Here is a 14519-nt window from a genome sequence, read left to right on the forward strand (position 1 = left end):
ATCTCCTCCCTGTTCAATATAAACATCGTCTGAAAAAAACAGGGCAATCACGTGCCGTTATATCGATGCAATTCTGGCTTTAATCCCAATATAGTCGATATATTTGGCGTTATTGGGATCCACCCTCAAAATCACTGGTCAAAAGAGCAAAATAAGCTCAAATTGGAGTTTTTTGGGTGACATTCATTTTGCGGAAATAAGTAGGACACTCCGGATGATTAGATTGGGAGTCTGATCAAAGAGCCTTTGAGGATCAAAAGATTGAAAACTGTTTCTCGTTTATACCAGTAAACACGCGCAGAAGAAATCAATAATTGTATGCTTGTGATCTCTCTAAAAAACGTATGAAAACCGATTCCCGTAGATAATGCATCATCAAATAACAATACGATTAAGTTTTTTCTATTGACTTCCGAAGGGATTGTTCAAGAGCATGGTGAAAACTGGTATATAGACTTACATTATATTTTCAACCAGAGGCGGATGAGGAGTGTTGCTCCCCTAAAAACCTTTTATAAATCTGGTTAAATCTCCAGTGTAGAAGGAGCAGGATTCTATGCTCGAATTCACAATCCTTCTTTTTAGGAGTATATATGGATTTATTCCACCGGAATTGCTTATTGTCAGCTTTATTGCGGATTAAAGTTTGCACGCCGGTTGTTAAAATTGAAAAGAGATGAAAAAATGAAAACAGAATCCGGTATGCCGGCCCTTGGCCTGCTATTGGTAGTGGCACTCGCCGGTGCGATCTTCGTTCCGGTCGTTAGCGCTGAATCTGAAAATAATTTAAATGAAAATTTCTCCTCCGGTGGAGACATAGTAGGAATCGATACGCAATTAAAAAGAAGTCCGTATCTTTTAGATGAAGAAGGAGACAGATTAAGTGACACAGAAATCTCGGAAATGATAGAAAAAATGCCGAAAGTAACATATCTGGATGGAATGACTGAGACCGAGAGCAAAAAGATTTCTGAGATCCTAAACCAGTTGCATAAATATAGATCTATCTCAGAAAGTATGGATAAAGCCAATTCATTAAAAACAGTTCAGGTACAGGCAGACGCGGGAGCCCGCATTGATGATTATCACTATAATGGAATCAATGGGAATAATCATCCGGGGTATTTGGAGGTTTCTTCCGACGGAACAGTCTGTCATTATCTCACATCCCATATTGGAAAAAAAATTAGTGGAGTTGATACGTGGATAGAGGTTGGAGTAGCCAAAATATCCTCTGCAATAGTAGGTGGAGATCCATCAAAATATGTAGTTTATACTTATGACAGTACCGCTTATGGAGATGAGAAATATATTGCTCATCGAACATTCACAAGCGGATTTAGGGACTATAATTTTGAGATTTATATTAGCACATCATCGACATCTGAGGGTTATCCATATATACTGTCATGGCAGGGATCGGTAATTAGAACGGGGTATGTACCGTTTTGTTATGGTGATGTGGATGAAAACCATGAGTATTTTGCTTTCGATGGAAATACTTTTAATTCAGTCTCTGAATCATATTTATGTGACTCATACCTTTTTACCAGTTATAATTCCAATACTCTATGGTGGAATGGAAACATCCCCGATTTTACTAAAAAACATTTAACAACTGATTGTTCTGCAGGAACGCCACAATTGGAATATCCTTTTCTTGTCCCGTGGTGGTCTGAGGCTTACCAGGTGAAATCATGGATACCGTAAAAAAATGGATACCTATCCTTATCATAACTTTTTTTGTAGGATTGTTGGCTGGATATTTTCTCCCTGTACAATCCGATCATGGTGAAGAGGCTTTTGTAAATGCAACTCCGGCAAATGCAACAGATCTTACTGCCCTGAATGTGGCGCTCGATGACCCGGAAGTTATCGAATTTTTAGAGAATAAAAGCATTGATTCAATCAAATTCTCCAGAGTAAGTTATGATGAAAAAGATAAGAATTTGATCCAGATTGGATTTCACCTGAGTGACTCGGAAGCTGGCACTTGTTTGTCAAGCCCGAGGATGTATGTTGAAGTAAATAATTCATGTATGATCTATTCGGTATATCAGCCATATCCGTCTTATATACCGGGTTGCAAATCATAATTTTAATCGTCCTCACTGAATGTAAACTGAAATTTATTAAATAGGATTTACTTTTTTTGGAGGGGTACCGGGTGACGAAGTTTTATGGAAGTAACTGAAATTAGATCTTCTGTGAGATTTTTGGATTGATCTGATCTTCAGACAATCGTCAAATTGTAAAGTAAAGCATAAATAGGGGATGAAAACAGCGGGAATTACGATCTTTTACATCCACACAGAAGCCTGAGATTCCACGATCTCCTTCCTCTTCGATATAAACATCGTCTGAAAAAAAGAGGTCATTCTCGTGCCGTTATTTCGATGTGATCCGGGCTTAAATCCTTAAAAAAACGGCAGAACAGCGTTTTTTATAATCATACTCTAAAACGCCGGTCAAAAGGGCAAAATAAGCTCAAATTGCCGGTTTTTTGGACCTTTGTATCACAGTATGATCCCGGAGGATCATATCCCAGGTTTTCTCAAACGGCTTTATGGAAAGGATATAATATGAAAAAGAACACTTTCTTTCTCATTTCACATATGCATGATTTTTGAACAGTGTAAGTATTTACATAGCCAGCAAATCACTCATACTAAATGTTGGCTTAGGAGTCGGTGTTTTTAGAGCGCTTAGATCTAAGGTAGGTTTTGGTGTTGGGGAATCTAATTTACTTAAATCTAGAGTAGGTTTAGGTGTTGACTTTGTTGTAGGAAGTTCCCAATAACATTTTTCGTTTGATTTATAGACTTTTTTATAGGTACCATCTGAATAATATGCATAATAGGAATCATCATCATTATAATAGAATTTACTACCGGGCCTTGATCCTGACCAATCGAGATTTAGCCAATAATCAGTTTTGCCATTTTTTTGTTCGGCATGATAATAAAATGATCTGGCGTCGTTATATCTCTTTTTTATTGAGTTAATATAATTATCAAGCTGATCTTTAGAGGTAACATAAACCTCTGCATAATAATGGCCACCTTCATCCTCGTTATGCACTAAGATCACTCTTGACTCACCACCAATTGCTTTGATATACGATGCAATTAGTATTGCGAAGTCATCGCAATCTCCTTTATAGCCAAGTTTTGTGGTACGACTTGCGGGGGAAAGATAATCCAGACCGTTAGGATCATTTACATAAGTCCAGTGGGTAACAACGGAGTTCCAAATATCAATAATTTGATTGGGGTTATAATCACCTGTACTGGAGTGTTTTATTAAACTTAAAGCTCCATCTCGGGTCTCAGGATTTGCTATATCCATAGCTTCGGAGATTTTTTTTGCCCTGTCTTCGTTACCTGTTAGATCCATTTTGGAAATGTCTAATTTACTTGAGGCAGATGACTCGTCATTTGAACTGTTAGAAGTACATCCTGTTATGAAAATAACTCCAAATATTACGATAATAATTAAAAAAAGATCCCGTTTTGCCATGAAATAATATATTTTATTTTTAGCGATATAATTTACTAAATTGATTTATTGAAATAAATCGGTGCATTTTGTTGAAATAAGCATTTTCTTCTAAGTTCTTTTTACTGATTAAAAAGACAGACTGCTAATTTATGCAAATTATATCTCTGTGTGATTATTTTATTGATCCTCATTTTTGGGATAGCTCATCGGCAGGTTATCAAAGTGATGAACTTGGATCTTAAAAGGTGAAGAGTTGATTTATATTAAAAATCCGGAATATCCTCTGCCTTCACAACATACACTTTTGAAAAGTGATCAGGGTGGTATCTCATCTTGGCTTCCCTTAGACCGGGCAGACCGAGGTCCGATTCCCTGTTGATAAATTTATATTTTCCTTTGAGATTTTTCGCAGTTTCATTATTGATTATTTTATAGCTCCCGCTGCATTTTGGGAGTCCTTTCTCAAAATGAACCACAATATTGTCTGGGTTCAATTCTTCAAAGATCGAAAGGGCAATAATGTCTTCCTCGTTTTTGATAATTATCCCGGAAAGCTCCAGTTCCCTGTAATGATCCACTGCATACTGGAGGGCGTTCATCTCGTAATTCAGGACGCTATTCTCTTCGCAGTGCTTCCATTCACACCATTTTATGAGGAATTTATGAATGCTTTCAAGGCTTTCATCTGAGATATCCTCGATCTTATAGCTGCATTTATTCTTGAATTTGTTGATCTGCTTCCTGATATTGAAAAAATCCTTTCCCGGAAGATCTGCAAGAAGTTCGGTATCGTATACATAGTCGAAGAAATCCCGTTCGGGAACAATTACGTCCTTTGGAATATATTTAAGGACCTTCAGAAATGTATTTTTATCAAATATTTCATATGCGTGGTCTGTTCCGTATTCCTTTGCAAGTTTCAGAGTATCGATCAATAATGAATCGTCATATTCTCCGAAAGGCCCCCTGAACGAATAGTCTCCGTCGATCTCGGATGAAATAATGACCGCACCTCCGACGTTCACAAACCTGTAGTGCGCATATTCAGACCAGCATACCATTGTCGGAAATGTGTTGTCACTGTGTTCGGATGGGTACTTTGAAAAAAATTCTTTGAAAAAAGCTTTATCTTTGAGGGTTACGTCCCTGAAATCGTTAATATCAATCATCATAGAACCTTAGAACCATTGGAATATGATCGTCCATTATTGAAAATCCTTCCTTTTCATAAAATTTTGAGGTTCCGGGTTCAGCAATAAGGCCTATCCAGCTTAGGCCGCGTTTTCTGGATTCAGCGACCAGGGTCTTTAAAATGCGACTGCCGACACCAGTACCCCTGTAATCCGAATGGACCACAAGATCCTGAACATATCCGTCCGATGAACCGTCCGAGATCACTCTCCCCATACCTACTGCCCTGTTCTTTTCGTTGACGGCTACTGCAAACAGGAAGCTTCCGCCTATCAGCGGTTTGATCTCATCGGGATTCCATTCTTCCTTCCACCATCCCCCCTCTCTGTAGAGATCAACGATCTCACTGATATCCCAGTCCTTTATAATTGAGATCTCAATATTCGTATCTTTCATTTTACTCATCCGGCTCGGTTCTCTGGGTATTATAATATTTAATATTTATATGTATAAATAAGAGTGAAGCCGAATAGAACAGGTCCGTGTGATTGATGATGAGTAGTGAAGATGGAAAAAAAGCTCTTCTTGTTATGGGATGTCCGCAGGTCCCCGTTCAGACTCCTGCTGTACTATATATTGCATATCAGCTGAAAGAGGAGGGCTATGAACCTGTTGTCGCAGGAACGCCGGCAGCAGATATGATCATAAAATATTCAGATCCCGGCCGTTATTATATCGAACAGGTGAAGAATATCGATTCCGAGGTCGCCAAAATTGCCGATGAAGGAGAGAATTACGATCTCTGTTTTGTGTTCATCCACAACGATTCGGGAGTTGCATATGCAGCGACGATGAACGAAATTCTTGAATGCGAAGTTATTCCTGTAGTATTTGGAAAAGAATTCGATAATCTGGCGAACTTGATAGACTTTTCTTCAAGAATCATCTCGGCCGAGGCCGTTCATAATCCAAAACCGCTTATTAACGAGATAGACAGGGTGATGAAATGGGCTGTATAGAAAAGATGCCATATGAGGTCCTGCTCAGGAATGCAAGTTTTGCCGAGTGCCGCGAGTACCAGAAGAAGCATTATTCCGAGCTTCATGAGGTAAAGCCGGGCCACAAGATATTTGATGTCCATATAATCGGAATCCCTCCCGTATATATTGCCATTGACGGAGAGGATCTTATATTCCCGTTTACAAAACCGTGCCACGGGACATTCCTCCTTAAGGTGAAAAGTCCCGAAGAAGCTGCAAAGTTTAGAAAGAATTAGGCCCGGAATATGGATACATTATTCATTTTTGCCATAGCTGTGGGGCTTGCCATGGATGCCTTTGCAGTATCTGTATCTGCAGGGGTATGCGAGAGATCAAATAAATTTCCGATTTCAATAAAACTGGCAGTTGTATTCGGAGGATTTCAGGCAGGGATGTGTATCCTCGGCTGGTTTGCCGGAAGAAACTTCAATGATCTCATATCAAGTTACGATCACTGGCTCGCATTCATTCTTCTCCTGGCAATCGGCCTGAAGATGGTTTATGAAGGATTCTACGGGACTGAAGAGAAGGTATTTGATCTGACTGCCCCTTTGGTCCTTATTGTCCTTGGCATTGCCACAAGTATCGATTCTCTTGCAGTTGGACTTTCATTCGCATTTCTGGATATGGATATTCTTGCTCCTGCATTTATTATCGGGATCGTAACACTGGTTCTGTCTCTGGCAGGGTTTAACCTTGGCGGAAAATTCGGCGATATGATCGGGAAGAGGGCGGAGATAATCGGAGGATGCATACTGGTTCTCCTCGGAATAAAAATTCTTCTGGAAGGCCTTTAGACTCCTGAAAAATATCCAACCAGCGGAACCATGATAATGAACATGAGGGCAATACAGACAATAATCCATTCCGCCGGTTTGATCTCTTTTTTGCTGACATGAAGGTATGAATCCTTCGAGTAGCCCCGACATAGCATACTGATATATGTCCTCTCTCCCTGTTCGTACGACCTGATGAACATCGTTCCCACAGTATACCCGAGTATCTTCAGCCTGTACTTGTACGGCAGGGATCTGTCGAAGGAGTTGAAGCATTTTGTCTCGAAAACATTCATCACCCTGCCGAACATCTCTGCAAAGACGAACAGGTACCTGATCATGAGGCCGATTACAAGGGCGAATTCCGGTGGGAGCCCCAGCCTTCTGGCTCCTGTGAGAAGGTTCTGCATCGGGGTGGTTGATGAAAGAAGAATGATGAAGGAGATGCATACACTGAATTTTACAAACAATATCGCGGCGAATTCGACGGATTCGCTGTATATGTTTATGCCCAGCGGAAGGGACACCAGCACTGTAAACGTATCATAGTGACTGTTTTCAAAGAAAATCTGGAAGAGTATTATAAATATCCCGAAAGGCAGGATCAGGACCAGCCTTTTCAGGTATGTTGTTACGGGCAGCTCCGAGATCACCCAGAGCATCAGGAAGAATAAAAAAAAGAGCAGTCCCGGAATCCATACTGAAACAGAATATGGATATGCAACCATTGCAATAATTGCGGCAAAACAGATTATGATCTTTATTCTCGAATCGAGAATGTGTATGGGACTGTTTCCCATTGCCAGTTTTTCTATGGCATACAGTTCTTCGATCATTTCAATCTGCTGAATTCCCTTGAAATGGCCTCTTCTGTTTCATCAAATGTAAATGCCATATCGATATTCATTCCTCTCCTGTTGAGAGATTTGATCAGTCTTGGGAATACAGGTGCCTCCAGGCCCATTTCGTTTAGATGGTCTTCGTTGCCGAATACATCCCTGACTCCTCCCTGCGCAACAATCGCCCCTTTATCCAGAACATATACATAATCGGCAATTTCCGGTACAAGTTCTACGGAATGCGTGGAGAAGATAATCGTCATGCCGTATTTTTCCGGAAGCTCATTCAGAAAGCCTATCAGATCTTTTACCCCGCTGGGATCGAGTCCTGCTGTGGGCTCGTCGAGGACAATAACCTGGGGCTCCATCGCAAGGACTCCTGCAATTGCTACTCTTTTTTTCTCTCCTCCGCTGAGATGATGCGGAACCCTGTCCCTTAGATGTTCGATCGAAAGGAGTTTTAGTGTCTCGTTTACCCTGTGCTGAATTGTCTCTTCATCAAGGCCGAGATTGGTTGGTCCAAATGCAATATCCTCTTCAACGGTCGGAGAGAAGACCTGGTCATCCGAGTTCTGGAAAACGATCCCTACGGTCTTCCTTATCTCCTTTAAATTGGATTTTGATATAGGCTCCCCGTGGACGAGGACTTCGCCGGAGGAAGGTGTCAGGATTCCGTTGAAGTGCTTGAACAGGGTGCTCTTGCCTGCGCCGTTCGCACCTATTATCGCGATCTTCTGCTTTCTGCCGGCGATAAAATTTATTCCCTTCAGTGCCTCTATGTCGTTATTATAGGAGTACTTCAGGTTTCGGGTTTCCAGAATATGCATCTAAAAAAGAGTTGTTTTCTATGATTTTGAGGTTTTTGATGTGACCGCCCAGGTTACGCCTATGATCAGACCGAAGGTGATGAAGATTCCTATGATCAGGGCGACAATAGCACCTGCCGTACCAGCACTTTCACCCATCGTATAGTCGGGAAGCGGAGATTCATATGTGAATGTTCCGGCACCTATTGCCTCGGCATCCCCGTCTTCGGGCGATGCACCGAGAATAGATTTTTCATCCTGAACTACAAGAGCAGTGCTCTCCAGACCGTCGGGATCGCCGGATGCAAGGAATACCGCCAGGATTCCAATAATCAGGGCGACGATGATGCCTATGACCATGAATTTCTTGTTGTCCATCATGCCGGCGCCTCCGTACCGCTTTTCGTGTCAAATGACAGGAGATCCGGTCTTACATTATGTATGAGGTATATTGCAACTGCAGTGATGATACCTTCAATCACGCCTATTGCAGCATGGTAGAGGCCCATTGCTGTCATTCCGGCAATGAGCGGGAATGTTCCGGCGATTGCCATCTCAATTGCGCATGCAAGCGCGGCTATGAAGCATGCAAGCCATGCTGCAATTCCGGCCGAGATATAAACGTTCTTTGTAACGGATTTGAGTCCCTGGAACGAATAAAATCCAACAAAACCACCGATAACGCCCATGTTGATGATGTTGGCACCCATGGTGGTAATTCCTCCGTCGCCGAATATTACTCCCTGGATGATAAGGACAATCGTCAGTATGAACACTGCTGCGTATGGAGAACCGAGGACTATTGCAGCGAGGGCTCCTCCTACAAGATGCCCCGAGGTTCCCATACCTACAGGCAGGTTAAAGGCCTGTATGGCAAAAATTCCAGCGGCAAGTACAGCAACAAGAGGAATTTTATCTTCATTCAATTCTTTTCGCGCCCATTTGAGTGCGAGGGCAATAAAAATTATTGCCAGCAACCAGTAAACTGCTGCTTGTGGCAGCGGCATAAATGCGTCAGGAATATGCATCTTTACCAACAATTAAGCAATATGATATTATTGTAAATAAGTATTACTGATTCGAATTAATTGTAATACTTGTCACTCATATTCTCAAAATTAAAAAGAAGAATAATTTATTGTTATAATTTTTTTAAAAAAAGTAATCTGTTTTAGTTTATTGATTTCAGGATATCTTCCCTGAATGACTCTGCTGCTTCTTTTTCAGGCGCCTCTACATATAATCTCATAAACGGCTCCGTTCCAGACGGGCGGAGCAGCGCCCAGCTGCCGTCTTTTCTGTTAATTCTTACTCCGTCGGTAAGATCGATCTCTTCACCTGAAAATGATTCGGTCGCTTTCTTCAGAATTTCGGCATGATTGTCGCTGAATATCTTATCCTTGAGCATCATGAGTTTTGGCAGGTCTTTTCTTAATTCAGAGAGTGGTTTTCCTTCTGTTGAGATCAAAGATGCCATTGCTGCCGCAGTCATCCCTCCGTCACGGCAGTGCTGGTGTCCGGGGAATATCAGTCCGCCGTTTCCTTCTCCGCCGAATACGACATTTTCCCCGTTTTCTGCAAGCTCAATCATCTTTCTTGCAACAGAGATGCTTCCGACTCTTGTATACTCGACACGGCAGTTGTATTCAGCGGCGATAATTTCTGCAACTTTTGAAGTACTGACAGGTGTTACGACAACTCCCCCGGGGTTGTTGCGGCAGGCATATTTCTGCATGAGGGCGAACTCTTCGTTTTCTTCAAGGTATTCACCTTTGTCGTCTATGAATACGGCCCTGTCCGCATCTCCGTCATGCGCTACTCCGAAGGCGGAATTTGTTGCCAGAACAAGTTCTGCAAGGGGCTTTAAACCCTCGGGTGAGGGTTCAGGCAGTCTTCCAGGGAAGAATCCGTCCATTTGCCCGTTTATAGTATGAACCCTGCATCCGATTCCGGTGAGAATTTTTTCGGTCGTCAGGCATGCGGGACCGGATCCGGGATCGACTGCAACGGTCAGCTGTTTTTCCAGTTTTTCAATCCGGCTGCATATAGCATCAGTGTATTCATCAAGCATCTCGAATGCACAGGATTCCTTTCCCACTCCTGTCCATTCTTTGAGCTCATAGTCGCCCGAGAAGAGGATCTCTTCAAGTTTTATCGTATCTTCATCGCTGAATTCCGTTCCGTCCGAATCGATTATTTTAACGCCGTTATATTCAGGGGGATTATGGGATGCGGTAATCACGGCGCCTGCATCGAAATGAGATTTAACAATATACTGCAGGGCCGGTGTGGGTAAAATTCCCAGGTCGACGACATCGCATCCACCGGCAAGCAGTCCGGCTTTTATGGCAGATTTCAGGGAGGGGCCTGAAGTCCGGGTGTCCATGCCGACTGCAATCTTTCCTTCTCTTATTTTGCTCAGTGAAAGACCGATTCTCATGACAAGATCGGGTGTCATGTCCTTTCCGGTAACCCCTCTTGCACCGTTTGTTCCGAATAATTTCTTTTCTGCTTTTTCTGAAGCCATTGTACCGGTATATGATATGAAGTGGAAGGTAAATTTGTTTTTGGATAGTTGTATAACATCAGTTGATTCAAATTCGATTTTACTTGTAGGCATGGAAAGATCCCGGGGATGAAAAATATTTCATGTTTATACTGAATTGAAATATATCGCAGCAGTTGGTGTATGAACAGTTTTTACTTTGCCGGACGGTACAGATTTTAACCGGGACAATTCATCTAATTATTTTTGTATTTGAAAAATGGAACAAGAAAAGGACATTTTTAGGATTGGGAATGCCTGAAGAATATGATTTCATTCATTGATGTCATCAGTGTATTCTTCATCGTCATCTTCAGGTTCATCCAGGGATATTTTCATTTCTCTTTTTTCCGAATTGCCGGAATTCGGGGAACTGCCGGTTCTGAGCATGGATGCGGCTTCGGCCACGCTTCTCATCACTTCGGTAATCCTGTCTTCGATATCTATCTCATCGTCGATGTCTACGGCAGTACCCTCGATCTCAAGGAGGAAACGGGCGATTTCACTGGATTCAAACAGTATGTCGTCCAGTTCGTCGGCTGTGAAAAAACCGCATAATGCTCCATAAAAAAAGGTTGCACCTGATTTCCGTACCTTTCGTTTGAATGAGCTTCTGGCCTGGTTGACTGCCTGCGGAGTATATGTATCGATCATGAACGGGACGAGATCGGGAAGGTTTTCGCCGATAAATGTCATCTCTGCTCCGCCCCTTGTTGTAAAATCGGAACATAGTCTGGCGATTGCCCATTCTCTTGCAGTGATATATGTGTGTTTTCTGAGGAACTGGTTCACACGCCTGTATGCAGAACCGTCGACCTTTTTGAATTTTTTATATTTGTTTATTCTTTCAAGGTCCTCTTCTGAGAGGGGTTTCTTTTCAGGCTGATCCATTTGATCATCAATTTCGTTTAGATTAAGGATCCCGGGTTCTGTTGTTTCGTTGTTGTCTGCGGTATCATCCGTCTCTTCGTTATTTATATCGATATTCGGTATATCGACAGGGTCGGGCTGTTCGATTTCGTCCTTTTCAGGATCGACCTCCACCGGATCTATGTTATTGAAATCCTGAGATTCAGGTTCTTCTTCCATTATTCATTATATGGGGTGTTTTGTTTTATTCAATTTTTCCGGTACCTCCTGGCTGATGCAGGAGATCCGATAAACCGTTTTTCGATTTCGGATTTTTGTCCGACTCGACAGTTTTATTTTGAATTTTCTTCAAGGTAAAGATATAGCATCATATGGTTTATGGGGTTGCCGAAGATCTCGTTGACTGTCAAAAAAATTTCAAAAATTATTAATTTTTACCAAAATTCGGGGAACATCCGGGCTTAAATTGATTTTTTTTCTATTCTCCTGATATTCGAAAGAATGTACAAACAGAAATTACGATATTATTGATCTGTAGATCCATCATCGTCAAAAAAAAAGAAATTTCGACTTTACTTTGTTTAAATCCTATGAAATCTCTTTAAACGATTTTATTTTACATGAGAATCACGTTGTTTACATGAAAAGTCCATGAAACCTTTGGTTTCATAAACGTTTTTGTAAGAAATTTTCGTAAGAAATATTGGAATTATATTTTTTAATTTAGAATCCGCTGTAAAAATAATATTTCAGGAGGATTTTTTCAGTAAGAAATTCTTTAGGATATCAAGATTTTAATCCGAATTTTAGAACGTAAAACTTAAATAAATCGTTAATAACTGTGAGAACACGAATTTTTAAGTCCTCATAGAAGCCCTGTATTGCATTATTTCCTCCCTCTCCGATACAAGCATCGCCTGAAAAAAAGAGGGCATTCTCGTGCTGTTATATCGATTTAATTTTTTTCAATCTGTTGTAAGCCCATGCTCTTATGAAAATTTTACAGAGTGCCAGAGATCCCTGAATCGGCGGAATATAATTTATAACCGAAATGGGTCTAATATCATAATCAAAGTTGGATCAGGGATTTTTGTGACTCCTGGTGTTTCCGGAAAATAAGATTCAGATAAGTCCGGATTTGATATTTCTCATCTCATTTTTAATTGAATTTTGGGATGTTTTTTTTTCAGATCTCCGGGAAAAGGTCATGGAATATGAACAGATCTAATCTTAATAAACGAAGAATTTAGGCTTATTCCTTTGAAAGAGGGAAATATTTCTTATAAACCTCTCTTCTCTCATCTATATCCGTATGCAGGTATACCTCGGTTGTCTGGATCGAACTGTGGCCCAGGTTCTCCTGGACAACCCGCAAATTTTTGGACCTTCGGTATAATTCGCTTGCATAACTGTGCCTTATCTTATGCGGTGTGATCCCTGCAGGAGCGTATCTTTCGAATATGTGTTGAACCGTTCGCGGGGATATGTTCTTTCCCTGCTGTCCTTCGAAAAGCGGCCCTGAGATCCTTCCTGATGTGTAATGATTAATGTCCTGCAGTGTGTCCTCGTCGATGAAAACGGTCCGGATTTTACCTCCTTTTCCTTTCACCCTGATGACGCGATCCTCGAAATCGATGTCCTCGATATTTATCGAACAAAGTTCCGAGACACGGACTCCCGTTGCATAGATCGTTCTTATAATAAGTCTGTCTCTTTCGTTGTTTATCGAATTAAAGAGCGATAAGACCTGGTTGTGTTTAAGGTATCTCAGCTCTTTTTCTTTTATCTTCGGCCTGTCGATGGCAGCAAGGGGGTTCGAATCAACTACTCCCTGGGTATAGCAGTACCTGTAGAATGAACTTAGGGAGGAGATGATCCGTTGAAGCGTGGTTGCTTTGTAGTCTCGCAATGAAGTCAGAAATGCAAGAAAATCGTTGATCATCATCGGTGTAGTATCGATCTCAGTATCCAGTCTGGCGTTTGCAAGATCGTTCCAGTAGATTACCAGTTTCTCCTGGCCCATGTTTCGTCTTATCCACAGGTAGTAACCGAATTTCTTTACTGCTCCCTCGTAACTGGCTATCGTTCTCGGGGAAAAATTCCTCATTCTAAGGTGATGACTGAACCTTTTGAGCCATTCAGAGAAATAATCCCCTTCCATGCTTTATTTTTTAATTCCTCAAAATTTATAAGCTTTGCGCAGAATACCTATTCTGCGACAAAACGTCAGACAGCCTGGATTTCAGGTATTTTACATGAAAATCACGTTGTGATTTACATGAAACAGTCCATGAAATTTTCGTTTCATAAACGTTTTTGATAATTCGATCCTGATCGGTACCTGAATTTTTACTATGGGATGAGCTATGATTGAATTTTCACTGTGCCGGATCTCAATCCGGATGTAATGATACAATCTGGTAAACCAAATTTTGCTATAGTAAATCCTCCTGTAAAGTGGAGCCTCGTGATCTGAAAAATTCTGATTTCGATCTCCTGGGATCGCCCTGTTATAAAAGCGTTCATGAAACACAGGTTTCAGCACTGTTTCATGTGAATCACGACGTGCTTTTCATGTTAAATCGGATCGCATCGATATAACGGCCCGAGGATGCCCTGTTTTTCTCAGGCGATTTCCATATCGAAGAGACAGAAAATAATTGAATACAGGGCTTCTATGAGGACGTTGTAAATTTCTCTTTTCGTCGAATCTCATATTTGTTCAAATTTGATTTTCCATTTTAGGAATTTACGAAGCATCGTAGTTCTCAATGAAAAAAATCCTGCCGTTAATTATTTTTCAAATTTTCAAATTAGTCTCATTCTTAAAATAAAATTCAAACAATCCCTGTTGTCACAAAGAAAAGATCCTGAAAATATAATTCCGCAGGATTTCTGGAATCTAAATTTAATAAAAATTCTAAATCCGGTTGTTTTGTTTCAGCCACCTGCAGGAATTTCCATTTCAATAAACCATATGATGCTATATTTATGGGGGTGACTTAGGAAAT

At 41.0% G+C, this 14519-nt stretch carries 15 protein-coding genes; 5 read left to right on the forward strand and 10 right to left on the reverse strand.

Going from position 1 to position 14519, the window contains the following annotated elements:
• The first annotated feature begins 684 nt into the window (after positions 1 to 684).
• Together METPAY_RS07160 and METPAY_RS07165 are read left to right on the forward strand one after the other, a co-directional pair.
• A complete protein-coding gene (locus tag METPAY_RS07160; RefSeq protein ID WP_157199028.1) occupies positions 685 to 1710 on the forward strand; it encodes a hypothetical protein in 1026 nt (341 codons plus the stop codon).
• Positions 1698 to 2096, forward strand: a complete 399-nt coding sequence (locus tag METPAY_RS07165; RefSeq protein WP_048150752.1) for a hypothetical protein — start codon at positions 1698 to 1700, stop codon at positions 2094 to 2096. Before METPAY_RS07160 ends, METPAY_RS07165 begins: the two co-directional genes overlap by 13 nt.
• Positions 2097 to 2643: 547 nt before the next feature.
• Here the strand turns inward: METPAY_RS07165 and METPAY_RS14215 are convergent.
• The 3 genes from METPAY_RS14215 to METPAY_RS07180 all read right to left on the reverse strand — a co-directional run bounded on the left by METPAY_RS14215 (position 2644) and on the right by METPAY_RS07180 (position 5097).
• Complete coding sequence (locus tag METPAY_RS14215) at positions 2644 to 3519, reverse strand: transglutaminase domain-containing protein (protein WP_157199029.1); 876 nt, start codon at positions 3517 to 3519, stop codon at positions 2644 to 2646.
• Between the two features lie 245 nt (positions 3520 to 3764).
• Entirely contained in the window at positions 3765 to 4673 is a 909-nt protein-coding gene (locus METPAY_RS07175; protein WP_245611561.1) for a DUF2156 domain-containing protein, read from the reverse strand.
• Entirely contained in the window at positions 4663 to 5097 is a 435-nt protein-coding gene (locus tag METPAY_RS07180; RefSeq protein WP_306413920.1) for a GNAT family N-acetyltransferase, read from the reverse strand. The genes METPAY_RS07175 and METPAY_RS07180 overlap by 11 nt, the downstream gene beginning before the upstream one ends.
• A gap of 86 nt (positions 5098 to 5183) precedes the next feature.
• Here METPAY_RS07180 and METPAY_RS07185 point away from each other — a divergent pair, with 86 nt between their 5' ends.
• From METPAY_RS07185 to METPAY_RS07195, 3 genes are read left to right on the forward strand one after another with little or no spacing between them, the layout of a single operon-like run.
• Positions 5184 to 5651, forward strand: a complete 468-nt coding sequence (locus METPAY_RS07185) for a DUF1890 domain-containing protein (RefSeq protein WP_048150759.1) — start codon at positions 5184 to 5186, stop codon at positions 5649 to 5651.
• A complete protein-coding gene (locus METPAY_RS07190) occupies positions 5639 to 5908 on the forward strand; it encodes a DUF1894 domain-containing protein (RefSeq protein WP_048150763.1) in 270 nt (89 codons plus the stop codon). Before METPAY_RS07185 ends, METPAY_RS07190 begins: the two co-directional genes overlap by 13 nt.
• A gap of 9 nt (positions 5909 to 5917) precedes the next feature.
• The gene (locus METPAY_RS07195) at positions 5918 to 6469 is read left to right on the forward strand and encodes a manganese efflux pump MntP (RefSeq protein WP_048150766.1); all 552 of its coding nucleotides are present in this window, start codon (positions 5918 to 5920) and stop codon (positions 6467 to 6469) included.
• On the opposite strand, the gene cbiQ is transcribed toward METPAY_RS07195, so the two are convergent.
• The 7 genes from cbiQ to xerA form a co-directional block, all read right to left on the reverse strand.
• The gene (gene cbiQ / locus METPAY_RS07200; RefSeq protein ID WP_048150768.1) at positions 6466 to 7284 is read right to left on the reverse strand and encodes a cobalt ECF transporter T component CbiQ; all 819 of its coding nucleotides are present in this window, start codon (positions 7282 to 7284) and stop codon (positions 6466 to 6468) included. The genes METPAY_RS07195 and cbiQ overlap by 4 nt on opposite strands.
• Entirely contained in the window at positions 7281 to 8114 is an 834-nt protein-coding gene (locus METPAY_RS07205; RefSeq protein ID WP_048150770.1) for an ATP-binding cassette domain-containing protein, read from the reverse strand. The genes cbiQ and METPAY_RS07205 overlap by 4 nt, the downstream gene beginning before the upstream one ends.
• Positions 8115 to 8132: 18 nt before the next feature.
• The gene (locus METPAY_RS07210) at positions 8133 to 8474 is read right to left on the reverse strand and encodes a PDGLE domain-containing protein (protein ID WP_048150772.1); all 342 of its coding nucleotides are present in this window, start codon (positions 8472 to 8474) and stop codon (positions 8133 to 8135) included.
• Positions 8471 to 9121 (reverse strand): cobalt transporter CbiM, encoded by a 651-nt coding sequence (cbiM, locus tag METPAY_RS07215; protein WP_048150774.1) that lies wholly within the window; start codon positions 9119 to 9121, stop codon positions 8471 to 8473. Before cbiM ends, METPAY_RS07210 begins: the two co-directional genes overlap by 4 nt.
• 143 nt (positions 9122 to 9264) lie before the next feature.
• Entirely contained in the window at positions 9265 to 10620 is a 1356-nt protein-coding gene (gene glmM, locus METPAY_RS07220; protein ID WP_048150776.1) for a phosphoglucosamine mutase, read from the reverse strand.
• Positions 10621 to 10911: 291 nt separating this feature from the next.
• The gene (locus METPAY_RS07225; protein ID WP_245611562.1) at positions 10912 to 11727 is read right to left on the reverse strand and encodes a DUF5806 family protein; all 816 of its coding nucleotides are present in this window, start codon (positions 11725 to 11727) and stop codon (positions 10912 to 10914) included.
• Between the two features lie 1033 nt (positions 11728 to 12760).
• The gene (xerA, locus tag METPAY_RS07230; protein WP_048150780.1) at positions 12761 to 13669 is read right to left on the reverse strand and encodes a site-specific tyrosine recombinase/integron integrase; all 909 of its coding nucleotides are present in this window, start codon (positions 13667 to 13669) and stop codon (positions 12761 to 12763) included.
• Positions 13670 to 14519: the final 850 nt, after the last annotated feature.

The organism is Methanolacinia paynteri, assembly GCF_000784355.1.
Taxonomy (GTDB): domain Archaea; phylum Halobacteriota; class Methanomicrobia; order Methanomicrobiales; family Methanomicrobiaceae; genus Methanolacinia; species Methanolacinia paynteri.